At 40.2% G+C, this 24,436-nt stretch carries 19 protein-coding genes; 10 read left to right on the top strand and 9 right to left on the bottom strand.

What is annotated here, in order from left to right; genetic code table 11:
• Positions 1 to 12: 12 nt before the first annotated feature.
• The 5 genes from LPTSP_RS13375 to LPTSP_RS13355 form a co-directional block, all read right to left on the bottom strand.
• On the bottom strand, positions 13 to 609 hold the full coding sequence (locus tag LPTSP_RS13375; protein ID WP_108929211.1) for a hypothetical protein: 597 nt from the start codon (positions 607 to 609) through the stop codon (positions 13 to 15).
• 76 nt (positions 610 to 685) lie between these two features.
• Positions 686 to 1,342 (bottom strand): SAP domain-containing protein, encoded by a 657-nt coding sequence (locus LPTSP_RS13370; protein WP_108929210.1) that lies wholly within the window; start codon positions 1,340 to 1,342, stop codon positions 686 to 688.
• A gap of 15 nt (positions 1,343 to 1,357) precedes the next feature.
• Positions 1,358 to 1,927: a DNA-3-methyladenine glycosylase I gene (locus LPTSP_RS13365; RefSeq protein WP_108929209.1), complete on the bottom strand. Its 570-nt coding sequence runs from the start codon at positions 1,925 to 1,927 to the stop codon at positions 1,358 to 1,360.
• A gap of 114 nt (positions 1,928 to 2,041) precedes the next feature.
• Complete coding sequence (locus LPTSP_RS13360) at positions 2,042 to 2,791, bottom strand: glucose 1-dehydrogenase (RefSeq protein WP_108929208.1); 750 nt, start codon at positions 2,789 to 2,791, stop codon at positions 2,042 to 2,044.
• 53 nt (positions 2,792 to 2,844) lie between these two features.
• Entirely contained in the window at positions 2,845 to 3,273 is a 429-nt protein-coding gene (locus tag LPTSP_RS13355; RefSeq protein ID WP_108929207.1) for a MarR family winged helix-turn-helix transcriptional regulator, read from the bottom strand.
• 204 nt (positions 3,274 to 3,477) lie between these two features.
• Between LPTSP_RS13355 and LPTSP_RS13350 the strand changes: the two genes are divergently transcribed.
• Positions 3,478 to 3,975 (top strand): hypothetical protein, encoded by a 498-nt coding sequence (locus LPTSP_RS13350; protein WP_108929206.1) that lies wholly within the window; start codon positions 3,478 to 3,480, stop codon positions 3,973 to 3,975.
• On the opposite strand, the gene lsa26 is transcribed toward LPTSP_RS13350, so the two are convergent.
• Entirely contained in the window at positions 3,965 to 4,756 is a 792-nt protein-coding gene (gene lsa26, locus LPTSP_RS13345; protein WP_108929205.1) for a surface adhesion protein Lsa26, read from the bottom strand. The two genes, LPTSP_RS13350 and lsa26, sit on opposite strands and share 11 nt — an antisense overlap.
• Before the next feature lie 563 nt (positions 4,757 to 5,319).
• On the opposite strand from lsa26, the gene LPTSP_RS13340 reads away from it, so the two are divergent.
• The 5 genes from LPTSP_RS13340 to LPTSP_RS13320 all read left to right on the top strand — a co-directional run bounded on the left by LPTSP_RS13340 (position 5,320) and on the right by LPTSP_RS13320 (position 12,748).
• Positions 5,320 to 8,106, top strand: coding sequence for a choice-of-anchor D domain-containing protein (locus LPTSP_RS13340; protein ID WP_167396438.1), 2,787 nt, complete (start codon positions 5,320 to 5,322; stop codon positions 8,104 to 8,106).
• A gap of 11 nt (positions 8,107 to 8,117) precedes the next feature.
• Positions 8,118 to 8,675 (top strand): hypothetical protein, encoded by a 558-nt coding sequence (locus tag LPTSP_RS13335; protein ID WP_135354757.1) that lies wholly within the window; start codon positions 8,118 to 8,120, stop codon positions 8,673 to 8,675.
• Positions 8,676 to 9,033: 358 nt separating this feature from the next.
• Positions 9,034 to 10,464 (top strand): choice-of-anchor D domain-containing protein, encoded by a 1,431-nt coding sequence (locus LPTSP_RS13330; RefSeq protein WP_245915570.1) that lies wholly within the window; start codon positions 9,034 to 9,036, stop codon positions 10,462 to 10,464.
• Between the two features lie 9 nt (positions 10,465 to 10,473).
• Positions 10,474 to 12,402 carry a S8 family serine peptidase gene (locus LPTSP_RS13325; protein ID WP_108929201.1) on the top strand — a complete coding sequence of 643 codons (1,929 nt, stop codon included), beginning with the start codon at positions 10,474 to 10,476 and terminating at the stop codon, positions 12,400 to 12,402.
• Positions 12,392 to 12,748, top strand: a complete 357-nt coding sequence (locus tag LPTSP_RS13320; RefSeq protein WP_108929200.1) for a hypothetical protein — start codon at positions 12,392 to 12,394, stop codon at positions 12,746 to 12,748. The genes LPTSP_RS13325 and LPTSP_RS13320 overlap by 11 nt, the downstream gene beginning before the upstream one ends.
• A gap of 37 nt (positions 12,749 to 12,785) precedes the next feature.
• Here the strand turns inward: LPTSP_RS13320 and LPTSP_RS13315 are convergent, their stop codons facing one another.
• Both LPTSP_RS13315 and LPTSP_RS13310 read right to left on the bottom strand, forming a co-directional pair.
• Entirely contained in the window at positions 12,786 to 13,817 is a 1,032-nt protein-coding gene (locus LPTSP_RS13315; protein ID WP_108929199.1) for an alpha/beta hydrolase, read from the bottom strand.
• Positions 13,798 to 15,234 carry a flavin-containing monooxygenase gene (locus LPTSP_RS13310; RefSeq protein ID WP_108929198.1) on the bottom strand — a complete coding sequence of 479 codons (1,437 nt, stop codon included), beginning with the start codon at positions 15,232 to 15,234 and terminating at the stop codon, positions 13,798 to 13,800. The genes LPTSP_RS13315 and LPTSP_RS13310 overlap by 20 nt, the downstream gene beginning before the upstream one ends.
• A gap of 119 nt (positions 15,235 to 15,353) precedes the next feature.
• Here LPTSP_RS13310 and LPTSP_RS13305 point away from each other — a divergent pair, with 119 nt between their 5' ends.
• Both LPTSP_RS13305 and LPTSP_RS13300 read left to right on the top strand, forming a co-directional pair.
• Entirely contained in the window at positions 15,354 to 17,057 is a 1,704-nt protein-coding gene (locus LPTSP_RS13305) for a GMC family oxidoreductase (protein ID WP_108929197.1), read from the top strand.
• 75 nt (positions 17,058 to 17,132) lie between these two features.
• On the top strand, positions 17,133 to 18,071 hold the full coding sequence (locus LPTSP_RS13300) for a CPBP family intramembrane glutamic endopeptidase (RefSeq protein WP_108929196.1): 939 nt from the start codon (positions 17,133 to 17,135) through the stop codon (positions 18,069 to 18,071).
• 38 nt (positions 18,072 to 18,109) lie between these two features.
• Here the strand turns inward: LPTSP_RS13300 and LPTSP_RS13295 are convergent, their stop codons facing one another.
• Positions 18,110 to 19,414 (bottom strand): hypothetical protein, encoded by a 1,305-nt coding sequence (locus tag LPTSP_RS13295; RefSeq protein WP_108929195.1) that lies wholly within the window; start codon positions 19,412 to 19,414, stop codon positions 18,110 to 18,112.
• A 248-nt stretch (positions 19,415 to 19,662) separates the two neighbouring features.
• Here LPTSP_RS13295 and LPTSP_RS13290 point away from each other — a divergent pair, with 248 nt between their 5' ends.
• Complete coding sequence (locus LPTSP_RS13290) at positions 19,663 to 21,114, top strand: NAD-dependent succinate-semialdehyde dehydrogenase (protein WP_174704465.1); 1,452 nt, start codon at positions 19,663 to 19,665, stop codon at positions 21,112 to 21,114.
• Between the two features lie 126 nt (positions 21,115 to 21,240).
• Complete coding sequence (locus LPTSP_RS13285; RefSeq protein WP_108929193.1) at positions 21,241 to 24,396, top strand: SpoIIE family protein phosphatase; 3,156 nt, start codon at positions 21,241 to 21,243, stop codon at positions 24,394 to 24,396.
• The last annotated feature ends 40 nt before the right edge of the window (positions 24,397 to 24,436 follow it).

Genomic DNA, 24,436 nt, shown 5'->3' with positions numbered 1-24,436 from the left:
TTTTAAAATATACTAATCCCAAATAGAATTAGCACATTCTACCAGATCGCCCGCAAAATAATGAGGGAAAGAATAAGCTAATTTTCCGGTAATAGGATTCAGATCTTTATAAGAAACGGAATCTATCCTTAAAGTGTCTGATTCATCCCGATAAATTTTGAATTTCAAATTCAGCTTAAATTTATCCTTTCCATATTTGAAACTTGTGTTGTCCCTGCATGATTTGACACAACTGTCGAATACCTCTTCAGGGTTTCGGTTGGAACGGAGTGTATGCGATTGTTCCTTACAATTAAAAGAACATTCATCCGGGTCGGCGGGCTCGTATGGAAATTCGATGAGTACTTGTTTGTTTCCTTCCGTTTTATAAGATCCATGTATAACCGGTACTAATTCTCCCGGTCTTCTGCTTCTCATAATCGCGCCGGATGGAGGACTGAGAATCAATTCTAATCCGCTAATCTCTAAATAGAGTTTAGAATCGATTCTGGGAAAATCTTTTTCCCAGTTTAAACATACTACCTTACTTTCCGACTGGGCTCCCAATAAAAAAGGAAAACTAATTGCGAAACAAAATAGAATAGAGAATAAGAACAACTTAACTTTCATTTGTCTGGAAAGTTATTTTATAACGAGTTAGAATAGTCTTCCAGCAGAAAACCTGATTTTCATTACAGATTTAGCATTACTTATTGCTCTTAGCTTCCAATATTTGGATTTCTTTTGCAAATTCTTCCAAAAGAGACGGATCAAATTTTTTACTACCTGCTCTGTCTCGAACCTTCCCCCATAAAAATGCAGCGATATTCAGTTTGTTTTTAAGCGGAGAAGTTTTCGGATTAGAATGAAAATCTTTTACAAAACGATTCCATCTTAATACGCGGTCGTCAGGTCTTTCTTCCTTGGGAGGATTTTCATACACCTTCAAAAGATCTTTGACGGAGAGTTTTAGGTTTCCGATCTTCTCCGCATCTCGAACTGCTTCTGCCATTGCTTTGGTAAAATTGAATTTTTTAAGATCGTAATATTCTCTGCAGAATTCTCTGAATTTGGAATCAAAACGAATTCCTTCCGGAATAATTTTGGATTTGAGAGTGATCTCTTTTTCACTTTTATTTTTTCTGCGAACGGAACTGGAGCTTTTAGAAGAATTCTCCTTTTTGAGGAATTTCTCTCTGCCTAATGTTAGAAACGATCTTAACCTTTCTTCCAGTTCAGCTTTGGCTCCTTTGGCAGAGATCTGTAAAGCCAAACAGATATCTTGTAATTCTTCTCTGTACCAATAATAAGATTCGAATTCAGCGATGGTTTTGATTTTTTCAAAAGAAGGACGTGATTTCATCTTAGGATAATAGATCTATTTTTTCTTTTTGGAATTCCAAGCAGGTTTTGACTTTAGAGCTTTCTTATAGATGGGACAGCCTGGTCCATGAGCTCCTTCCAAATATCCGGTGCTCATTAAAAATTCATTCACTATCTCTCCGCCCACGAAAACGAAAGTTTTTTTGAACAGTTTGGTCCATTCTTCCAATGATTTAGGATGATGAGAATGCAACCAGTCTTGGAAACTTCCGAATTCTTTTTGGAGGCCTATGACCACATTCGCATTATGAATGGCAGCGTTTATTTTAAGCCTGTTTCGAATGATCCCGGCATCGTTCATCAGGCGATTGAAATCCTTTTCGGAAAACTTTGAGATCTTTTTAATTGAGAAGTCTTTGTAAGCCTTGCGGAAATTTTCCTTTTTCCTTAAGATCGTGGTCCAAGAGAGGCCTGCCTGGTTGATCTCCAGAATAAGCCTGCCGAACAGCTCATCATCGGATTTTAAGGTAAAACCGTATTCAGTGTCGTGATAAATTTTATTTTCAGGATCTTGGTCCTTTTCGAGTGAAAGAACGTAATGACAATATTTCGTAAGAGAGTTCATATAATAAGAAGAAGATAATCTAAAGTGTTAAGTCGCTTCTTACAAAAGAACAGGCAAGAGATTTTTTGAATTCTTCTCTTACCTGTCCGTAAAACTATAAAATGAGTATTCGGTCTAAAAGCCGATCAACATTCCTCCGTCCACTCGGAGAGTTGCTCCGGTGATCCAATCCGCTTCTTCAGATGAAAGGAACGCAACTGCAGAAGCAACCGCTTCTTCCGGATTCCTTTTGATCTTTAGAGGAATAGAATCCAAAATAGAATTTCTAATTTCCTCAGGGACATGTTCGGCAAATCGATTATTGATAAAACCGGAAGCCACACAATTCACAGTGATATTTCGGGATGCGAGTTCTCTGGCAGCAGATTTCGTGAGAGCAAATAGTCCTGCCTTCGCGGAGGAATAATTTGCCTGTCCAGCATTTCCATAAAATCCGGAAACAGATCCTATGTTAACAATCCTACCCGAACGTTTCTTTAACATAAACTTTGCAGCAGTTTGGATCCCGAAGAAAGCTGCTTTCAAATTCACTGAGTGAACCTTCTCCCATTTTTCTTCCGACATTCTCAATAGAAGATCGTCTTGGACCACGCCAGCATTATTGATCCAAATATCCAAGGCTCCGGTTTTCTCGATTGCGAATTCCGCCAATTCCTTGTTCTGATTTTTAGAAGTCACATCACAGGTTTTCCAAAAGATTCCTTCCGAATTATACTTTGCCAATTCTTCTGCTGTTTCCTTACAATTGGAATCTTCTAGATCCGAAAGAATGATCTTGGAACCTCTTTCCAAAAACATTTTGGCGATCGTTTTGCCTATACCTCTGGCTGATCCGGTGATTACCGCGGTTTTACCTTCAAACATAGTTGTTCTCCTATTTATTTCGATGTCGAAATATTCATGTAAAAAAATTTACATCATAGATCGAAATTCGAATGGATTTTGGTTAAAATTCGCATGAATTCCTCTTTTTCTCTCTGCTCTAAATTCAGACTAAGTTTTGCGAGCGTCGCTTTGGATGCTTTTTGGACTTTTTCTAAGGTTTGTTTTCCTTTGTCCGTTAATTCTGCGGAAGTTACTCTTTCGTCTTCATAAGGTTTGGATCTTTTAACATAGCCGAATTCCTCCATTTTATCCAAAAGGGCCGTCACTGTTGAATTGGTCCTGTCCAACATCTTTGCCAATTCACTCATGGTTAGCGGACCTTCTTTGCCTAAAATGAAGAGTACTCCGCCATGAGCTGGAACCAGGTCGAGGATCCCTTGCTTCAGGAATTCCTCGGACAAATGTTTTTGGATCCGGTCCCTGGTTCTGGATAATAAATGAATTACATAATCGGGCTTCATTTATTTAGACATCGAAATAGTTGAGAAGTTTTGTCAATTCTAAAAATGGGAGGGATTTTTAAATACTTAGGTCCGATTTCCTATATAGTTTGGGTTAGGATTTAGTGTCCTAAAAAGTCAGAAATTTCTTTCCAAATCGGTTTTCCGTCGAAATTCTGAAAAAATCTCTGCCCACCTATGTTAAAATTATACGTATAATAGTATATGAGACTCTCGTTCCGGCATTTCGTTTATTCCCTATTGTTTGTGCTCTCTTTCATACTGAGTTCGAATTGTGAGGGAGATCTGTACGAGATCCAAGATCCCTCCTTAGGAATGGTAAAGGACGCTGCCTATTATGTTGAGGCTCACAAGCTGGCAGACACTCGGAATTTAAGAATTTTTGCCGAAGCTTCCGATCATAATGTGTATGCTCATTTTAATTTGAAAGTTTCTCCTGAACTTTTTCTGAAACAAGGCTGGAAGAAGGGTAACCAGGTAGACGAAAGTTTTTGGAAAGAAGAGTTGGCTTGGGACATCCTTCATTTCGGATTAGAAGCTCCTGTGGAACTTACGGATGCTAATGTTTACATCAGAGAAGATCTATCCGGAAATTTTTCAGGTAATATAGAGGTGCTTGTTCTGACCGGAAACGAAGGCTATCTGGTTTGCAGACAATTTACTTCGGATTCTAAATCTTACCTAAGCAATTTTAGTTTTTAGGTTTTTCCTGAGAACCTGCCGGTTCCCTGAAATTGATCTCAAATATATCGTAATGTGATTCTCTGACACCGGTTACAAAAGCCACTGAAACTCCCAGATAGTATTTACCGGTATATTTCATCGCCTTCCAGGCAAATTCAGCCATTTCGTCGGAAGTTATAGAGAATGGATGTATTCTTCCTTTAGACTCATCCATATAAAGACCTTCGTAAGTCCCAACAATAGTTCCTTTATATTCTAAACTCAGGATCCTTCCCATTACGGAGAAGTTCCTTTTTCCTCCGGTCTTACGAGTTACCATTTTATCGATCGGATGCGAAGTATCGTGGGCCTGTACCCAAACCGTAATTCTTCCACTAGGATCTTTTACAGGCGTGGTATGAGGTATTACATTTTCTTGATATTGTGCGCTGATTATTTCTATGCTGCTAGAAAGCGAAACAGGCTGGATCCTGTGGATATTGAACTGAACGACAATTGTTTGGTTCAAATTTTTCATCAGAAAATTTACGACATCTGCATTTTCTGGGCGAACACTAATATTTGCCTTTCTGCGCATAGGCATATAACATTCGTCTCTCGCCTCGTCGCATTCTTCAGCCGGATCATAGGTAAGAACTTCTATTACACCTTCGTAGGATTCGTAAACGATCCCTCGGCTCTCAAATTGGATTAATTTTGCGACCGTCCAGCCTTCCGAATAGGTTCCCAGGGCAAAAGCGGGGGACTGGAAGAATAAAACCGAAATATAGAGGAAGACGGAATATTTTCTTAGGGTCATAAATCTCTATTGGACGATGTTTTTGGGTTCTTACTACTTATCGGCATCTACAGATCCCTGGGTCCAAGTATTTTCCCTGCATAAGGCAATCTAAAGCAAAATATCGAAATTTTTTCTTTCCAAATTATCACAATCGGGTTTCAAAACACCCTCTACTTTAGGCTTTTTGGGAGAAGTTCCCTGGGTTGGGGATCGGATTCTCTTGTGCCTGGGATAGCCAGAGCTAACGATTCTTCTTTTAAGTGGTTCTTATTTTCTTATTAACGTTATCCGACACATTGTTTGCGCTTATCCTATTTAGGGTATGTATTCTTCAGAAGAATCACCGAAAGAGCGAATAATTTTTCGAGAACCTTGTCTGAGTTGTATATAGTTTTGGCTAACGTAGGAAGAAGGCATTGCTAGCCCATCTGGGCTTGGTGCTTACAAAATTGGAAATAGAGAGGCCGAAAAGTTCCGATATGAAACGGTTTACGACATTTTTTATAAAGAGTGTACTAACTCTTGTTATTCTTTTCTCCTTTGTGAATTGTCCGAAGGGTGGAGGAAAGGGGCCTTTGCTTTTGCCACCGGGCGAAACTGCAGAGCCGCCTAGTCCTGATCCAACCATTCGCGTTTATAAAGGAAGTGGTACGGTAACTTCTGTGCCGGATGGTTCCACCGAAAGTTTAGGAAGCGTAAAAATTACGGAAAGTAGTACTGCCCGAGTTTTCACAATCCAAAATAACGGTGAGCAAACCTTAAATCTGACTAGCACTCCTATCATTGCAAAAACGGGAGCGGACTCAGGACAATTTACTTTGGATCAATCTGGTACTGATAATGTTCTGGATCCTGGAGAGACTTCTGAGTTCAGCGTAACTTTTTCGCCTTCCGGATCAACCGGTACTAAATCGGCTCAGTTGCAAATAGCGTCTAATGATCCGAACACTCCTATATTTATTTTGAATTTGAGCGGAACTGCAAACCCGGCACCCGCTCCGGATATCCAAGTGAAAAGAGGATCTACTACTCTTACTAGCGGGTCTAGCGTTCATACTTTCACAAGTGTCCAAGAAAATACAAGTGGAACTGCAGTTTCTTTTACGATCAACAATATCGGAGACGCTACTTTAAATTTAAGTACAATTACTTTGACTGGTGCTAATGCAAACCAATATAGTTTGGATACGAGCGGTACTAGCAGCACTGTTGCATCTTCCGGTTCTACAACATTCTCAGTTACTTTTTCCCCAACTTCTACCGGAGCTAAAACTGCTACGATTACTATTCCTAGTGACGATGCAGGAACTCCGAATTATACTTTCGGTTTGTCTGGAACTGGAAATCCAACGCCTGTTCCTGAAATAAATGTACAGAGAGTCACAGGTTCCATAAACATTGCGGATGGAAGTGGTTCTTTCGATTTCGGAAGCCAAGTGGAGAATGTTGCGGGATCTGCGATACAATTTAGAATCCAGAATTTAGGAACAGCTTCTCTAAGCTTGTCAGGAACTCCTATTGTAGAAATTGCCGGAACCAATGCGGATCAATTCGAAGTTACTGTTCAGCCTAGCAGCACGAGTGTAGCAAGTTCTGGAAATACTACATTCTCAGTTCGATTTGTTCCAACTTCTACAGGTGCAAAGACGGCTTCCATCTCGATCGCAAACAACGATTCGGATGAGAATCCATATAACTTTACGATCACTGGAACCGGAACTCCAACACCTGTTCCTGAAATTAATTTGAAGCAAGCCTCTACAAGTATCGCAAGTTCTGGAACTTATTCAGGTATTGCTGATACAAGAATTGGTACTACCAGTGCGACTACAACATTTACAATAGAGAACACTGGAACTGCCACCTTGAACTTGAGTGGAAGCCCTCGTGTAGTTGTAGGTGGCACAGATGCGTCTCTGTTTAGCGTCGCCTCTCAGCCTTCTGCCACTGTTGCGGCGAGCGGGACGTCCACATTCACTGTCACTTTCTCCCCAACTTCTACCGGAACAAAGACCGCAACCTTGACGATTGTAAATAACGACTCGGATGAAAGTAGTTACGTGATCAATTTGTCTGCGAATGGTAACGAACCAACTGCTCCTTGTTTTGATATCAATACTCAATCGGTTGCTTCTAATCTTGGAAGTATTGCAAACTACGGTGGCAGCGGCCAAACTTTGTATTATTCAAGCACGATACCGATAACGATCGGACCATCTTTCCCTTCGGCGGTTTATTATATTAACCAACCTCATGGCTTGACTTCTACTTTGTTCGGTATGTTCAGTGGTATTTACAATTCAACCCAAAGTGCTCTTTATGAGACCAGAGACGGAGTCGGACTTACGAATTTCTCCGGGTTGCTACCATATGGAACAACGTCTTCTCAATTTTTAAATCTTTTGGGAGGCTCTGGAACAATTACTATCACTCCGAATGTTTCTCAAACCGTTTATTTCGACATTAACTCTCCTGTTAGCTTTAGTGCGACTAATGCAAGCTACTCAATTATCAGAGGATGTAATGCAAGATTAAATGAAGAGAGAACGTTTAGCAGCACAACCGGTACGACCAGTTCAAGCGGTTTGGCTAAGGTTTGGACATATAGGAAGAAACTAAATATTCGGTTTATATTTGTTCAAGGTTCTTATCCGACTTACACAGTTGCAGGTTTACAAGATGCAGTTGATAGAATTACAAGTATCTATTCTCAGAATTCTGTGAAGATAGATGTTCAATTCTCAGCCACAAGTGTATCCGCTTCTGAATTCTTGGATCTTACCGATTTTGAGGATGAAACAGGAACCCTAACAAGTTCCTTAACTAAGTTGTACACTACAACCGGTTCTTCTCAAGATGCAAATTCATTGAATATCTTCCTGACGTCGGATACTTCTAATTCGAATTATGCGGGATTACTTGGAATGGCTGCAGGTATTCCTGGAGTTCCTGGGATAGTAGCTACGAAGAAGGCGGGAATGATCGTTTTGCTCGAGCCTCACAGAACTTCCGGATCTGCAGCATCAGCTTTGAGCGCAGCTGATCAACAATTCTTGGGAGATACGATTGCTCATGAAGCAGGTCACTTTTTGGGACTATTCCATACGAATGAGAGAGGAGGAGCAAGTTCCACATTGAGCATATTCGGTCTGAATGCAAGAGATGCGTTGATCGAAACTCCTTACTGTTTGAGTTCTCAGGACGCTAACACTGACGGATTCGTATCTATCTCGGAATGTTCCGGTACCGGATTCACCAATTCGGGAGCCTCGAACCTGATGTTCTGGGCGGGAGACGGAGTAACTTCTCAAACCCAACTTACTGGAGAGCAAGGTTGGATACTCAGAAGCAACCCGTTGGCATATTAATGGAGTCGAAAATGAATATTAAGAAAACATTACTTACTCTTTTGCTGGCAGCGTTTACGCTGCCGGTGACTGCTCAGTCGATCGATCCTTCGATCTACTCTAAAATTAGATCGGAGCTTGCGACCAGCAGACATAAATCCAAGGCAGAGTTTAAAACTTCTTTGGAAAGGATCGTTTCAGATCCTATCCCTTATCTGAAAGCGGTTACGGAAGACTCTTCTGTAAGGATTTATGTGAAGGAAAAAGCGATCGCTCTAATGGAGTATTATCCTACAGAAGAATCCGAATCCGCTCTGAAGAGTAAGATCGAAGATGGAAGTTTGCATAAGTCTTTGCGGAATTTATCTGTAAGAAGTTATTCTTCTGCCTTTTATGGAAAAGATCCGCAGAAAGCTGAAATCTTTTTGGGGACTTTTAAGAATGATAAATCTATCGGCAAGACTGTAGATTCTTCTTTGCAAGAAGCAAGATATTCTACTTTTAAAAAGAAGAGTCTTCCATCCAAAGAGGATTTCGAAAAATATAGAAGGAACAAACTTTTGGAAAAAAATAAACTTAGCTATTTATAAAGTTTTGGAAAGCCGCTGAATTTGGATTCCGCGGCTTTTTTTATTTGGAGTCATAAAGAGTCTGATTTTTCTCCTATAAGTTCCCTTTTTCCGGTGATTTTTGGAATTATTCTGCCAATTCTTCCTAATTGTAAAATCGTATTTTTCTGGACGTACCTTTCTAAACATTTGGCAATAGAATGGGAGAAATATAGTCTCCATTTGTTAATAATATCATAACTTATATTGGATTCCTCTGTAGGAATTCCAACATAGTAGGGATTCGAGATTGGGCTCAGGTTATCATCGTTTTATTTTTATCTTATGTGTTTTGGCGGGACTCCTTCCACAATTGAACTGCGGAGGAGGAGGGGGTGGAATGAAATTATTTCCGATTTTTCCGTCTTCTTCCGGCATCAAGGGATTGCATATATCCGATTCGGAAGGTAAAAGATATTCTTCCGGTTCTACACTTTCTTTAGGTTCCGTTTTGGTCACTTCTTCATCCTCAAACACTTTGAACATAGAGAATGATGGGAGCTTTACTGTTACTCTAACGGGAAATCCGGATGCGGTTTCCAAAAGTGGGATACATTCTTCTCAATATGTGATTAATTCCCAACCAGCGAGTACGAGTTTAGCTGATGGGGATTCTAGTTCTTTTCAGATCAGTTTTCAACCTAGTTCGGCGGGTGTAAAGTCCGCATATCTGATCATCAATTCGGACGATCCGAATATCGGTACTTATATTCTTTATTTGAAAGGTACTGGGACAGATGCTCCTGCTCCTGCTATCCAAGTTTCGGAAGGCAGTTTTAATTTTATCCCGAATGCACAGACAAACTTTTATACTCCATCTGGCGGGACTTCTTCCAAAACGATTACTGTTAAAAATAGTGGAGTGCAAGATTTAGTTATTTCTAATATTTCTTTGAGTGGAACGGATGCAAGTTTGTTCAGTCAGAATGGTTCTCCTGTTACGATATCTCCTAAGAAAACTTATACATTTACGATTTCTTTCAGTCCACTTTCCGTTTCTACATTCTCCGCTTCTATCTCTATCGACAGTAATGATCCAAATATTTCGAGTTATACTCTTGGTCTTTCCGGAGTAGGAACTTCTGGAAATGTTGCTCAGATTTCAGTAACGTATTCTGATAATAATAGTATCTCCAGGGATATTACAAGCGGTACTGGATTCGCATATTCCTTCGGAAGTGTTTTTCCTGGCGTAATATCTTCCAGTAAAACAATTACTATCCGTAATTTAGGAAGTTCTAATTTAGATCTTTCTGGCACTCCTGTTTCCTTAAGCGGAACTAACCCCGGAGAGTTTACAGTGACTCAACCTTCTATCACGAGTCTTGCTCCCAATGCTTCTACCACATTCTTGATCAAGTTTAGTCCCACAAGTGTGGGTTCCAAGTCTGCTACAGTTACTTTGAATACGAGCAATGGAAAAGGTGGGAATGCTTCCAGTTCCGTTTTGGATGTTTCAGGTGCGGGAGGAAGAAGGGACATTATCGTGACCTGGGCACATTCCAAAGAACATGCGGTTCATATGGCATCAGGCGCTTATAGGGTTTGTTACAAAAAAGGTTCGGACTTTAGTGCTGAAGGAGATTCGGGGGTGACCTGCGATGCAGATGTTGTGTATGCGGGAGATCCATATACGGCGAATTATAAAACAGTTACTGTAAGTTCTGCTGGAACCTGGTACATTCGCGTAAAATCTTTCTCTCAATTTAATGGAACTGGGTCCACTTTTTCGAAGTCGATCCAAGCAAAAGTAAGTTCTCCAGGATATTAAATAAATCTTATGAAGAATAAATTCATCTTATTTGCTCTTATTTTTTCGATGCTATCTGTCGGCTATTTGTTTGCCGAAAAGGATACGAATGTGGTTCCGAACTGGACCAAACTTTTGGATCCGGTAGGAAATATAGATAATAAAAAATATTATAAAAGAGATTCTAAAATTAAATTCAAATCTTCTGAGATTTTGGTTAAGTTCAAAAACAATGCAGGCGATTCAGTAAAATCGTACGCAGTCAGTTCTTTCAACGGAAAAGTCTTGAACGATCTAGGCGAGACTGGAATTTCTCAAGTAGAATTGAGAGAAGGTCAAACTGTCGAAGAGGCAGTTGCAGAATATTCTTCCCATCCGGATGTGGAATATGTTCAGCCAAATTATATCTATCATGCAAGTACTTCTCCGAATGATCCCGTTTACAATCAGTTATGGGGAATGAATAATACTGGGCAGATTATTGCGACCGCGACTTATTCTGGTATTCCGGCGAATAATCCAGGTACGAGTGGCGACGATATGAGAATGGAAAGTGCTTGGGATGTGAATACGGATTGTTCAAACACGATCGTTGCTGTCGTTGATTCTGGGGTGAATTATAATCACACTGATCTAAGTGCAAATATGTGGAGCTCAGGTTCTTGTGTTTCAGACAAGGGTGTTTCTTTAGGAGCTTGTTCCAATGGTTGGGACTATGCGGATAACGATTCTAATCCGATGGATTTGAATGGTCATGGAACTCATGTGGCAGGCACGATCGGAGCTAGAGGAAATAATGCAACTGGAGTTGCCGGAGTTTGTTGGACTGCTAAAATTATGGCTGTCCGAGTTTTGGATCAATCAGGTTCGGGCGACACCGCTACTATTATAAAAGGGATCAACTTCGCAGTTCGAAACGGTGCAAAGGTTTTAAATTTAAGTTTAGGTGGACCGGACTACGATTCAGCTATGCGTTCGGCAATGGCAAACGCAGGTAGTAAATACGACGCATTATTTGTCGTTGCTGCGGGAAATGAAAGTAACGATCTGAAATCGGATAACTCTTATCCATGCGAATATGATGACGCCAATATTCTGTGCGTGGCTGCTTTGGATCAAAAGTTCCAATTGGCTAGTTTTTCCAATTATGATTCTTCCAAGAAGAGAGTGGATATAGGCGCTCCTGGTACTAATATTCGAAGCACTTGGGCCGGTGCAGAGGCGACTGCTTCTTTAGCCTTTGCTAGCTGGACTAAAACAACTGTTCAAGGAACGGCTTGGAACTGGGCAAATTGTCCTCCAACTGTTTTATATTTATCTACTAGCTGCGCTACTGCAATCATAGGAACTTCTACTTCTGGATACGCATCCAATACATATTCAGTGGCTTATGCTCCAATCTCGATCACTTCTGGCGCAGAAGCTGTTACTGCTCGAATGAATTTGTATCTGGATACAGAGTCCGGATATGACGGTATCAATATGTATGCTTCTACTTCTTCAACTCCATCCATTATATTCAGTTCTATTAATAAAGTAGGAAGTCTTTCTGGAGAAACAAATGGTGGCTTGATTGCGAATTTTGAAGTTGCTGCCACAAATTGTGTAGGTTCTTCAACTTGTTATTTCGGTTATGAATTCGTTTCCGATTCTTCTATAAATCGGGCCGGGGTCGCTATCACGGCATTTAATTTGATCACTTTAGATGTAAATGATACGACTCAATACAATACGATTAACGGAACTTCTATGGCTACTCCTCATGTGGCCGGCCTTGCTACTTTGCTGAGATCATTTAATCCTAAGTTTACATATTCGGATACGATCAAGGCAATTATTGCAGGCGGTACCACGACCAGTTCTTTGCAAAGCATTACTAAGTATGGCAAAGCTGCTAATGGTGATGGAGCGATTAGAAATTTGGAAGCTCCTACGGACTTAAGTGTAGATGTTCCTTAAATCTTTCTTAAAGACGATTTTTATTTTTGTTTTTATCTCTCTCGGTGCCCTTTCTGTTTTTTCTCAAAGATTTCCTAAGAATGTTTCCACAGAAAAAGGGAAATATGTGAAACCTGGAAGGATCGTTCCTAACGAGTATATTTTTAAACTGATTTCTGGAACTAGCTCGTACAAGATTAAGGAGTTAGCTCCTAGTTCTACCATTCTAGCGATAGAATCCATTATGGAGGATACGTACAAGGTTACATATAAATCCGATCCAGGTTTGGAAATTCTAAAAGCGGCCGCTTCCAAATCAGGTTTTGTGGAATCGGTTCAACATAATTTAGTTTACAAGGCTTTTTGATAATCAATTTGATAATCTACTTTATAAAAGTATAAAGTTATTTTCCAGAAAATCCTGCCTGGATCCATCTTGCAATTTGGTCCAAGGCGTTTTTCGCTTCCGGTACACTTCCTCCTAAGTTGAAAAATCCGTGGATCAAAGCTTCGTATGTTTTGACCTCCAGTTTTACTTTTGATTTTTGAAGAAGGTCCGCATATGCGAATGCCTCGTCCTGTAGAGGATCGAATCCTGCTATCAGCATATATGTTTTAGGAGTATGAGAAAAATTCGTTTGTTGGAAAGTTGTGACTCTTGAGTCTTTCCAATCTTTTGAGTTTGGTACACTGTGATATTTGAAATACCGTAGTAGATCCCGAGTGAGCGCGTATCCGCTCGCGAATTCTTCTACACTTTTTCTTTCTTGGATTAGATCAATCCAAGGATAGATAAGTATTTGGAATTGGGGAAGAGTGAGTTTTTCCTTTTTAGCCCGAGTAGAAATGGATATCGCTAAATTTCCTCCTGCAGAATCCCCTCCCACTGCGATCCTTTTCGGATCTATTCCGAATGATTTTCCATTCTCCTTGACCCATTTGTAAGCGGAATATGCATCTTCCCAAGAAGAAGGATAAGAATGTTCAGGACCCAATCTGTAATCGACTGCGAGTATTGCGCGACCGGAAGTTTTTGCCAAATATCTTAAAGGTAGATCGTGGGATTCCAGATCTCCGATCACAAAGCCTCCACCATGAAAATAAAGTAAGCAAGGTTCAAGGTCTTTCGTTACATTAGAAGAATATAATCTGACTTTGATCCTAGGCCCGGTTCCTGGTACGGAAAAATTTTCGACCCTGGGAAGTTCTTCTTTCTCCAGATCAAAAAAGCCCATTATGTTTTTGAAAAGTTCTCTTGCTTTAGGCGGAGGGAGATTTTCCGGTTTTGGCTTTATTTTAGCCAGAATTAATGCGGTTCGGACCTTGGGATCTAAGGTCCTTCCCCTTTTGATATCCTTTCCAAAGATACTAAGTACTGAGTTCGGAAGAGAAAGTAGGGCTCTGGCCGCTAAGGTCTCAAACTTTTGCCAGAGCACTTTTTTTCCTTGGTTCTGATTTTCCGTTAGAAGAACTTTGTCTCCCGGATTGTTTGTATTTTGCTTTGGAAGGAACAGGCAATGTTTTCAAACTTTTAGAGGCTCTCTTTTTACCAGCTTTCAATTCCTTTTGCATATAATACAAAAAGTCCTCGTAATCAACCTGCATTGTGTGTCTTGCTGAACTTACGTATCTCTTTTTCATTTTCTTTTCGTAATCTTGGATTTGCTTTTGCATTTCTGGGACTGTAGGCAGGCTATAATTTCCGGTCAGATATTCTGCCAGCCATTTTCCCTGGAACTCTGCAAGAGGCATGATTGCTCCTAAAGGTTGGTACAATCCTACGAAAAATAAATTGTTTAGATCCGGTTTGAAAGTCCTGTGAAACAGAGGAAGATGATTTTCTGGAGCAGAGATAAACTCTGGCTTGAAGAATGGGAACTTAACATTATATCCGGTGCAATAGATGATCGCATCTATTTCTTCTTCTGAGCCATCCGCAAACTTCACCTTGTTTCCATTATATTCTTGGATCACAGGTTTGTATTTGATATCTCCTCTTCCAAGGCGTACTAAAATGTCTTGGGAAATGGTTGGGTGAGCTTCTCCCGGTTTATGATCCGGTTTAGGAAGACCGAAATCTTCCATCTTCCCTACTCCTATCTTTAACATTGTCCCAAACAAAAATTGTTTTAACCAAAAAGGTGTACCGGGAGGAAGCAGTTCTGTTTGTTTGTCCAAAGGTTTCCCAAAAAGATAATTCGGGATCACCCAAGCTCCCCTTCTAGAGCTTAAGAAAACTTTTTTTGCGACGCCTGGACGACTTAACTCCACGGAAATATCCATGGCGCTGTTTCCCATACCTAGAACAATTACTCTTTTACCTGCCAATTGGATCGGATGTTCTGGATCGACATAGTCGTGAGAGTGTATTATCTTTCCGTTAAATTTCCCAGGAAAGTCCGGCTCAGGCCAACGCGGAGACCAGTGATGTCCATTCGCTACGATAACAGCGTCGTAAAATATTTTTTCGCCCTTTTCGCTAGTAACCAAATAAGTTCCGTCATCTTGGGGTTCTATTTTTGCGACACCATTCTTGAATTTGATATTTTTTCGAAGTCCGAAATGTTCTACGTAGTCTACAAAATATTTTTGGATAGGTTCGTGATTAGGATAATCCGCATACCAATCCGGCATAGGATAATCCCTGTATTCCATTCTGTCTCTATGAGTGTTGATATGTAACGATTTATAAATATTACTCAAACCGTTGTCATTCTTATATCTCCAGTTACCTCCTACATCGCTTCCTTTTTCGTAGCAGTCGTAAGGGATCCCTTTGTCCTGCAATGATTTACAAACAGTGATTCCACTAGAGCCGGCGCCAATAACGCAAACTTTCGGCAACTCTTGCATATAGTTCTCCGATCTTTTTATGAAGATGATAAAACGAATTAGTAGTAGAAGTTTTTCGAACGCATAGTCAAGTCCGAAAATAGATTGAGTTAATAAATCGATATGTTTAGGTCGGACTTATGAAGACAGAAGAGAAAACAAACGTTCATTTTGATTACGACTATATCATAGTCGGTTCGGGTTTCGGTGGAAGTGTTTCCGCGATGAGATTAAGCCAAAAAGGATATTCTGTCTTAGTGATCGAGTCCGGGAAAAGATGGACAGCAAAAGAATTTCCAAAAACGAATTGGTCCGTTCATAAATACTTATGGATGCCTAGATTAGGTTTTTACGGGATCCAAAGACTTAATCTTTTGAAAGATTTTTTTCTAGTCAGCGGTGCAGGAGTGGGCGGCGGTTCTTTGGTGTATGCAAACACACTGTACGTTCCTTCGGATAAAACATTAAATCACCCTACATATAAAAAGATCGGTGGTAAGGATGGAATGCTTCCCTTTTACAAAGTTGCTTCCAGAATGTTAGGGGTAGTTCAAAATCCTCATTTAGACGGATCGGATGCTGTCTTAAAAGAGATCGCGCAGGAAATGGGAAGAGGAGAAACTTTTTCTGCAACTCCCGTTGGAGTATTCTTCGGAGAAAAACCGGGACAAACGGTCAAAGATCCATACTTCTTGGGCGAAGGTCCTGAAAGAACTACCTGCAATCTTTGTGGTGGTTGTATGGTAGGATGTCGTTTTAATTCTAAAAACACATTAGATAAAAATTATTTATTCTTTGCGGAGAAGTTGGGAACAAAAGTCCTTCCTGAAACAAAGGTAACGGATCTAGTTCCTCTAAATGAAAGAGGAGAAGCCGATCCGGATGCAAGTGGTGAATTCGGTTACCAACTTTCCACTCGATCCACTACCGGTTGGTTCGGATCTCCTAAAAGAAAATTTAAGGCTAAGTCTGTCGTTCTTTCCGCGGCAGTAATGGGAACTGTAGGTTTACTTTTACGCTCTAGAGAAGCCGGAAATATGAAACGTCTATCTACTCGTTTAGGAGACGATGTTCGTACAAACAGTGAAACAGTTTTAGGAGTTACTAAGTTCGGAAAGGATGTGGATTTTTCTAGGGGAGTTGCGATTACTTCTTCCATTCATCCGGATGAACACACTCATATTGAACCTGTCCGTTATTCCAAGGGTTCCGACTTTTTTGGGACTCTCGCAAGCGTGCTGACTGACGGTGGAGGATTCTTTCCTAGGCCTCTTAAATATTTTTTTACAATGTTCACTCAGCCTATTTATTTTTTGAAAGCATCTTGGCCTTTCGGCTTCGCTAAAAATTCTCTCATCCTTCTAGTTATGCAAACCTTGGACAATAAGGTAAAGCTGGTTAGAAAAAGAAGAATGTCTTGGCCTTTTGAGAAGTCCATGACTTCAGCTATTAGTTCAGGGGAGAAGGTACCTTCTTATATTCCGATCGCAAACCAAACTGCTAGAAAGATCGCTAAGAAGATCGGAGGCTTTCCTAGAAGTTCCTTGAACGATGTTCTTCTGAATGCTCCTATCACCGGGCATATAATGGGCGGTTGTGTGATGGGTTCGGATCCAGAAGAAGGTGTGATCGATTTTGAAAATAAAGTCTTCGGTTATAAGAATCTAAGAGTCTGCGACAGTTCTATGATCCCTGTCAATTTAGGAGTGAACCCTTCTCTTTCGATCACCGCTATGACGGAAAGAGCGATGTCTATGATCCCTCCTAAAGAAAACAAGGCGATCTCTAGTTTTGAATTTGAAAAAGAATTTGGGATCGCATCAGTTGTCTTTCCTAAAATTTGATCTGAAAACGATAGACCTCGTCTCCGTTAATAGAAATTCTCTCCGAATCGGGTATCACCGATCCGGAGAAGGATTTTGGGCTTATTAAAAGAAAGTTTAAAGGATTTTTTTCAAACCAAAAGGGATTGGATCTCTTTTGCGGGAGTGTTTCTTCTATTTTTGATTTTTTGGTCTTATAATTATTCCTTTCGATTTGCTCCACTTTTTACCCAGGCTTTAAAAGATAATCAGATCGGGTTAAGTCTATTTTACTTTCTATTCTTCGCTGCAGGGGCCTTGGTTATCTATCCTGTCGCCCTCGCATTATACGGAAAGCTAAACGAATTCAAACCTTCGATTCCAGTAATCCTAGGCTTTGTAGCCGTTCTTGCGATTGTTTGTTCTGCAAGGATCAGGGACTCTGAACTTTTCAACTGGGTCCCTTCTTCTTCCGTAGAAATTGCAATGCTTACAGTGAACTATGTGGGAACTATTCTTGCGTATACTGCGTTACCTTTGGCTTGGATCATTCTGCGCAAAAATTCGCCCGATAGATTTTTAGGACTAAATAAATCGCCAAAGTACGGAGAAGTATTGTTCTTATTGGGATTGATGCTTCCGTTAATCGCGATTGCATCCTTCTCTCTTTCCTTTCTTTCAGTATATCCGCGATTTGCAGGAAGAATGTCCGACGGTTATTTGATCTACCCTCCCGCTTTATGGATCATTTTATTTGAAATTTCTTATGCGGCGGATTTTGCGGTTTTGGAAACTTTCTTTAGAGGGTTTATGGTTTTTCCTCTGGCATCCAGAGCAGGGAGTAAACCCGCAGTTTTAGCTATGGCATTCATGTACGGCCTATTACATTTTACCAAACCCCAGTTCGAAGCGCTAGGTTCTTTTTTCGGAGGTTTTATCTTAGGGATGATCTCTTACAGGACCAAATCTGTATATGCGGGAATTTTAATACATATTGGGGTCGCGCTTGCAATGGAACTTGCTGCCACTTTGCAGTTTTTATATTTTATGGAGTGAATATTTCCCGGTTCAATTGAACCGGAAAATTAGAAATTTCAAATACGGATCGTGTATCCTATATTATAGAAGAAGATCACATGAACTATATGTTGCTGCTGGTAATGGTCCACAAGGGCCCTTTTTACAGCAGGATCGTCCGATAAGGAAGAGATGTAATTGATGATCAACTCATTCTTATATCCATAGGCTTTAGCTGGATCGATCGTTAAGCCATCGTTGGCATTACTATCCGGATACACACCGATGCTTGGTGTATAAGTAGCATTATCGACTAGAGCAGGTGTAGCTCTGTACATCATATTTGCCGCGAAGAATAACTTTCCGTAATCGAATTGTAGTCTAGGACTGATATCGCTAATCCCTTTTTTTCGATCGGTGTTATCGTTTACTTCCGCGTAACCTACTACTAAGCTAGGAGTGATCCTAAAGGTTTCCCCTTTAAAAAATTCATGAGAAACCGTTAGACGATAGTTATGAGTTCCTTGGAAAGTTCCGCCGTAATCGTTTAACATTTTATTGTTAATCGAGAACTGTGGATTTAACCATTCCCAGAAAGGAGCTTTCCATCCGATCACCCAATATCCTCTCATCACATAAGTAGGATCGTTTTGGTTGATGAATAAAAATCCGGCGGAGAATGTTCCGAGTCTTGTCTCATGATCATACATCGCTCTAGTGAATAGATAGTCATAAAGGCCGTTCTTTTCTTTTCTGGTTTTTACTTCGTTCGGATCAAATTGTAATACACCAGTCGCGATAGACTTATCTAACAGATAAGTTTGGTCAGGACCGCCCGGAGTGGATTGTAATCTCAGATCAGCGTCTGTATTACTTCTATCCACCAAAGGATTCATCATGGTAAGCCCAAGTTTAAACGGTTTAGGTAAACCTAATATTTCCGCACTAGTAGTTAAGAAGTAAGCCTCATAGAAATCTTTATAAGATGTTCCATTCCTTCTCGCTTGTCTTTCTCCAAATAGATCAGAACCTTGGAAGGCTCCATCATTGGATAAAGATTGAGAAAGCAAAATTGAATGTTCCGGAAGTGTATCCTTGGGAGAAGGTGATTTGACCGCTCCAGTTGGAACACTTTCGTCGGAGGCAAATTCCGGAACAGTGTCCGGAGTATCTTCCGTAATCTGCTTTATTTTATCCTTTCGGATTCTGTATATGACTCCGTCCGGATCGACTACCTCTATCTCGGTTTCCGTTTCTTTTTGTACGGAAACTTTTTTGAAAATACGACCCGCATTCATTTGGATCGTTACAGCTAAAATTGATTCGAGAGGGAAAGTGAGGATCAGTAGGAGGATTGAAGAAATACCTAAAATTCTTCCCATACAACCATTATTGAAAATTGGGGGAGTTTCTTCAATTCACATACATTTGTAATCACTTATTTACTAATCTATTTACTGATGTATAACATCCTTTATTTTTTTATAGAATGCGAACTTTTCTTAACTTTGTAAGTCCCACAAAGATTTGATCTTTAAACTATTTTACATTTTTTGTCGGATCAAAATTCGGTTTTCAGTAACGGATCAAAGATGTAAGGTTGGAGAAAGAGCTTCTTTCAGGCAAAAATATGATCCAACTCAATCGACCTAGTCTATTCAAAAATTCTAATTTTTATTCAGGAGAATGGAGAACGTTCTCCCAAACCGTTCCTGTATTCGATCCTGCAACTGGGCGAAAGATCGGAGAAGTACCAGATCTACCAAGAGAAGAAGTGAGAAAGGCGCTGGAGTTTGCGGAGAAGTCCCAAAAAGAATGGGCCAAGACTGTGCCAAAACAAAGAGCTAGATTCCTTAGGAACTGGGCGGATCTAATGATCCAAAATAAAGAAGACTTGGCAAAAATTATGACCTGGGAACAGGGAAAACCTTTGGCTGAATCCAGAGGAGAGATAGATTATGCAGCTTCTTATTTGGAATGGTTTTCTGAAGAAGCGAAACGAGCGTACGGAGATCTGATCCCCACACATAGGAAAGAAGTTCGATTGATGGCTTGGAAAGAACCGGTAGGTGTTACTGGGATTTTAACTCCTTGGAATTTTCCTTCTTCTATGATCACTCGAAAGATCGGACCCGCACTTGCGGCGGGATGCGTGGTAATCTCTAAACCTTCTGAACTTACTCCATATTCGGCAATCGCGTTAGCAGTTCTTGCAGAAGAGGCAGGTATTCCTTCCGGAGTTTTCCAAATAGTTACCGGACAGCCTGAACCGATAGCAAATGAGTTTTTAGAGAATAAGATCGTTCGTAAGATCAGTTTTACAGGTTCTACAAGAGTAGGAAAGATCCTTTTAGCAAAATCAGCGAACCAGGTAAAAAGAATTTCTTTGGAACTAGGAGGAAATGCTCCATTTATAGTATTCGCGGACGCAAATATCAAAGAGGCTATACGCGGAGGAATTGTATCAAAATTTCGTAATGCAGGCCAAACCTGTGTTTGCACAAACAGATTTTTAGTAGAGGAAAAGATCGCAGAAGAATTTGCTCACGGTCTCGCTGAAGAAGTTTCCAAGTTTAAAGTAGGGAACGGTTTCGAAGAAGGAGTCAATATCGGTCCTTTGATCCATTCTGCCGCTGTCAAAAAAGTGGACTTACATCTAAAGGACGCGATCGAAAAAGGAGGAAAACTTCTGGTCGGAGGTAAAGCTCATTCTTTGGGAGGAAACTTCTACGAACCGAGCGTTCTCTCGGGAATCTCTGAAAAATCATTATGTTTCCAAGAAGAGACCTTCGGTCCGCTTGCACCGATCAAAAGTTTTAAGACGGAAGAAGAAGCATTACAAATTGCAAACGCAAGCGACGTTGGTTTAGCATCTTACGTGTATACGAGCGATCCCGCGAGGATTTGGAGAATTTCCGAAGCCTTGGAAGCTGGGATGGTTTCCGTAAACGAAGGCATTTTATCTACGGAGCAGGTGCCTTTTGGCGGAGTAAAAGAGTCCGGTATGGGTAGAGAAGGCTCCAAATACGGAATAGAAGAGTACCAGGAAATAAAATATATTTGCTGGGGTGGACAAAGTTAAGTGTAAAAGCTTCGAATTTTCGCTGTTAGTTTTGGAAAAAAATTTTCGTCTCTTGAGTTCGGACTTCATTTCGCATTTTCCTTGACGAATCGGTCCTCGGCATCAATTTCTTAGGCTGCTCTTCTTATGGACCCTTTTTATTTTAATTTTTACTTTTTTGGTTCCTTACTTGCTTCTTTATTCTCTTTGTATGTATCCTTTTTCTTTCTGACCATCAAGGACCGAAGTAAGGCAGCATTTCATCTAGGTCTTTCGAGTTTATCCACTACCATCTTTCACTTCGGATATTTGGTTGCATTTTGTTCCCCCGAAGAATGGACGATCTTTCACAGATGGATAGTGATCCCGTTCCCAATGGTGGGGTATACTCAGCTTTTTATATTCTTCTTCTATTTCCCTACACCTAAAAAAGAAAAGTTAGGATTAACTTTGTATGCGATCTTGTACGCAGGTGTTATCACTTTAGCGATCTTTTATATTATTCTTTCTTTAAAGTCCACTCGAAGTTTCGTGATGGGGAGCCATTATTGGGATTTCGAAACTCATTTATTTTATAAGATTTTCTCTCTAATCGTTTTTCTTTATAACTTTATCTTTTTGATCGCTGCCATTTGGAGAGCGATCGTAGAAAAAGGAGGAGAGAGAAGGTCCGTCATCTATATCACTCTTGCATACTTAACCATCACCCTTTTACCGGGTATTACAAATGCTTTAAGTAGAGAAGGGACAGTATCTAGAGCGGTCTATCAGCAAACAGCGGACATTCTTCTTGTAGCTGGTTTATTCTTAATACTTATCGTTTACGTAAACGCGACCAAAGAAAGGACCACGATCTTAAGTAGGATCGTAGGGGTGAGTATGGCCACCTTCCTTCTCGCATTCCAGTTGGTAGGATTTGCGATATTAAACGGGTACGATTCTTCTTTCGATCTCATCAGAAGAGAAGAAGCTAAACTGGTAGTTTTACAGGGAGAAACTCCGAACGGCTTTGCATATTTGACTTCTTTTGATCCGAATGAAAATAGTTTTCAAACGGAAAGAGGTTTTAAGGATCCAAGATTCGATTCGGAAGATAGGTTGGAGATCCGGTTCTTCTATACTGCTAAAAATCTTACTAGTTTAGGAGGTCTTCCGGCAAAAGCGAGATGGGAACGATCCAAAACAATTTTGGAAAATTCTCCTAAAGAGTTTTATGCATACCAAGAGGGACTGAAGCAATTTTTAGAATCGAAAGGAAATGATCCGGTTTCAGACGAAGATGTAAGGGAATTTTTCAGACATCTGAACAAGAGACTGAAAGTAGTACGAAGTAAATATTCTCATATGCCTTCCAAATCGGATGCTCCTGCAATTTATAAACTTTTAAGATCGGAAGAAGTTGGCCTTTCCGGAATTTTAGAAAAAGTGAAAATTAATGCAGAGGCCGATCTCAAGGCAGATATATCCGAGTCTGATTTGGATAAAACGGTCCTTCTTCCTTTATCTCCGATCCGAGAAGTAGGAGAAAGGATCTACAGAGGAACGAAATATTATAAAGTAGGAGATGAAAAACCTCATTACTATGTTTCGTACCTTGTTGTACATCCTACTAACGGAAACGTTTACGAGGTAGGTTTCACATACAAATCCTTCCGAACGTTTATACATGAACCTGCATTGATCTTAGTTGTCTGTTTGCTCGCGATCGTGTTGGTGATCAGTGTAGGATTTAGGTTCTTCTTCCAAAACGCTCTTATCAAACCTATGGACGAAGTAGTGGTAGGTCTAACTGAAGTGAATTCCGGAAACTTGGAATATAGGTTAGAACCAAGAGTAGAAGACGAGATTGGATTTATCGCCAGATCCTTTAACAGAATGGCAAGGTCGATCCAATCTGCTCGAAAAAGGTTAGAACAATACGCTAATGAATTAGAAGAAAAAGTGAAGGAAAGAACCAAGGAATTGGAACAAACCTTGGGCGAAGTTCAAGAACTCAAACAACAACAGGATGGAGATTATTTCTTAACATCTCTTTTGATCAAACCTTTAGGTGCAAACAAAGCAGTTCATGAAAACGTAAAGGTTGATTTCTTACTAGAACAAAAGAAAAAATTCACTTTCAGAAGATATCATGATGAGATTGGAGGGGATTTAAATATCTCCAATCATATTGATTTGAATGGTAGATCTTATACAGTGTTCTTGAACGCAGATGCAATGGGAAAATCCATGCAAGGTGCCGGAGGCGCTTTAGTTCTGGGATCGGTTTTTGAATCGATCATAGAAAGGACCAGACTGGTTGATATAATGAAAAATCAATCTCCGGAACGCTGGTTGAAGAATGCGTTTACTGAGTTACATAAGGTTTTCGAAAGTTTTGACGGTTCTATGCTGGTTTCTTCCGTAATGGGACTTGTGGACGACGAGGTTGGTATATTATATTTTATTAATGCAGAACATCCTTGGACCGTTCTATACAGGGACGGTATTGCGAGTTTTATAGAAGACGAGTTGATGTTCCGAAAACTCGGGACCACCGGTATGGAAGGTCGTATTTATATCAAAACGTTCCAATTAGAACCTGGGGATGTGATTATTGCAGGCTCTGACGGTAGGGACGATATTCTGATCGGTACAGACCAAGATGGAGGAAGGATCATTAATGATGATGAAAAACTTTTCCTCAGGCTCGTGGAAGATGGTAAAGGGCAACTAGATCGAATTTACGATTGTATTGTTGGAAAAGGGCCGCTTACGGACGACCTTTCTTTGATACGACTTTCTTTTAAAGAAGCAGATTCAGAAGAAAACCTTCACAATGAACAGAAACAAAAAATAAAAGAGCTACTTAATAAAGCCAAGGAAACTTCTCAAAATAAAGACGTGGCAGAGGCCATTACTTACTTGGAAGAAGCGGAGAATCTTGACAGTCGCATTCCTGAAGTGAAGAAAAATTTCGTTAAATTATTCTTAAAACTTAAGGATTATACTAAAGCAGCACATTACGCAGAAGATTATCTGAATATCAAACCCGTAGATAAGGAAATTTTATATGTCGCTTCATTCTCCGCAAGAAAGGCAGGGCAGTTAAAAAAGGCACTGGACTTTGGGGAAAGGCTGAGACTAAGAGAACCGGACCATTTTAAAAATCTAATGAATCTGGCTCAGGTTTACATCGCTTTAAAAAATTATGAAAGAGCGATGTATATGATCCAATCCGCTTTACATTTAGAACCGGAAAACGAAGCAGTACTCAGGATCAGGGACGTTCTTAGGAAAAATTGGAATCCAAAAGATCAGTAAATTTTTCCCGCTTCGAACGTGACCTTTGTCAATTTTTGGT

The organism is Leptospira johnsonii, assembly GCF_003112675.1.
In the GTDB taxonomy this organism is placed as follows: domain Bacteria; phylum Spirochaetota; class Leptospiria; order Leptospirales; family Leptospiraceae; genus Leptospira_B; species Leptospira_B johnsonii.
The sequence above is the reverse complement of the archived record's forward strand: the minus strand, read 5'-3'. Positions and strand labels throughout refer to the sequence as shown.

Coding starts and splice junctions, on each gene's coding strand:
- LPTSP_RS13335 (WP_135354757.1), top strand. CDS start 8,118: ATGAATATTAAGAAAACATTACTTACTCTTTTGCTGGCAGCGTTTACG.
- LPTSP_RS13355 (WP_108929207.1), bottom strand. CDS start 3,273: ATGAAGCCCGATTATGTAATTCATTTATTATCCAGAACCAGGGACCGG.
- LPTSP_RS13310 (WP_108929198.1), bottom strand. CDS start 15,234: ATGCAAGAGTTGCCGAAAGTTTGCGTTATTGGCGCCGGCTCTAGTGGA.
- LPTSP_RS13350 (WP_108929206.1), top strand. CDS start 3,478: ATGAGACTCTCGTTCCGGCATTTCGTTTATTCCCTATTGTTTGTGCTC.
- LPTSP_RS13325 (WP_108929201.1), top strand. CDS start 10,474: ATGAAGAATAAATTCATCTTATTTGCTCTTATTTTTTCGATGCTATCT.
- LPTSP_RS13330 (WP_245915570.1), top strand. CDS start 9,034: ATGAAATTATTTCCGATTTTTCCGTCTTCTTCCGGCATCAAGGGATTG.
- LPTSP_RS13370 (WP_108929210.1), bottom strand. CDS start 1,342: ATGAAATCACGTCCTTCTTTTGAAAAAATCAAAACCATCGCTGAATTC.
- lsa26 (WP_108929205.1), bottom strand. CDS start 4,756: ATGACCCTAAGAAAATATTCCGTCTTCCTCTATATTTCGGTTTTATTC.
- LPTSP_RS13305 (WP_108929197.1), top strand. CDS start 15,354: ATGAAGACAGAAGAGAAAACAAACGTTCATTTTGATTACGACTATATC.
- LPTSP_RS13290 (WP_174704465.1), top strand. CDS start 19,663: ATGATCCAACTCAATCGACCTAGTCTATTCAAAAATTCTAATTTTTAT.
- LPTSP_RS13375 (WP_108929211.1), bottom strand. CDS start 609: ATGAAAGTTAAGTTGTTCTTATTCTCTATTCTATTTTGTTTCGCAATT.
- LPTSP_RS13295 (WP_108929195.1), bottom strand. CDS start 19,414: ATGGGAAGAATTTTAGGTATTTCTTCAATCCTCCTACTGATCCTCACT.
- LPTSP_RS13360 (WP_108929208.1), bottom strand. CDS start 2,791: ATGTTTGAAGGTAAAACCGCGGTAATCACCGGATCAGCCAGAGGTATA.
- LPTSP_RS13365 (WP_108929209.1), bottom strand. CDS start 1,927: ATGAACTCTCTTACGAAATATTGTCATTACGTTCTTTCACTCGAAAAG.
- LPTSP_RS13285 (WP_108929193.1), top strand. CDS start 21,241: ATGGACCCTTTTTATTTTAATTTTTACTTTTTTGGTTCCTTACTTGCT.
- LPTSP_RS13320 (WP_108929200.1), top strand. CDS start 12,392: ATGTTCCTTAAATCTTTCTTAAAGACGATTTTTATTTTTGTTTTTATC.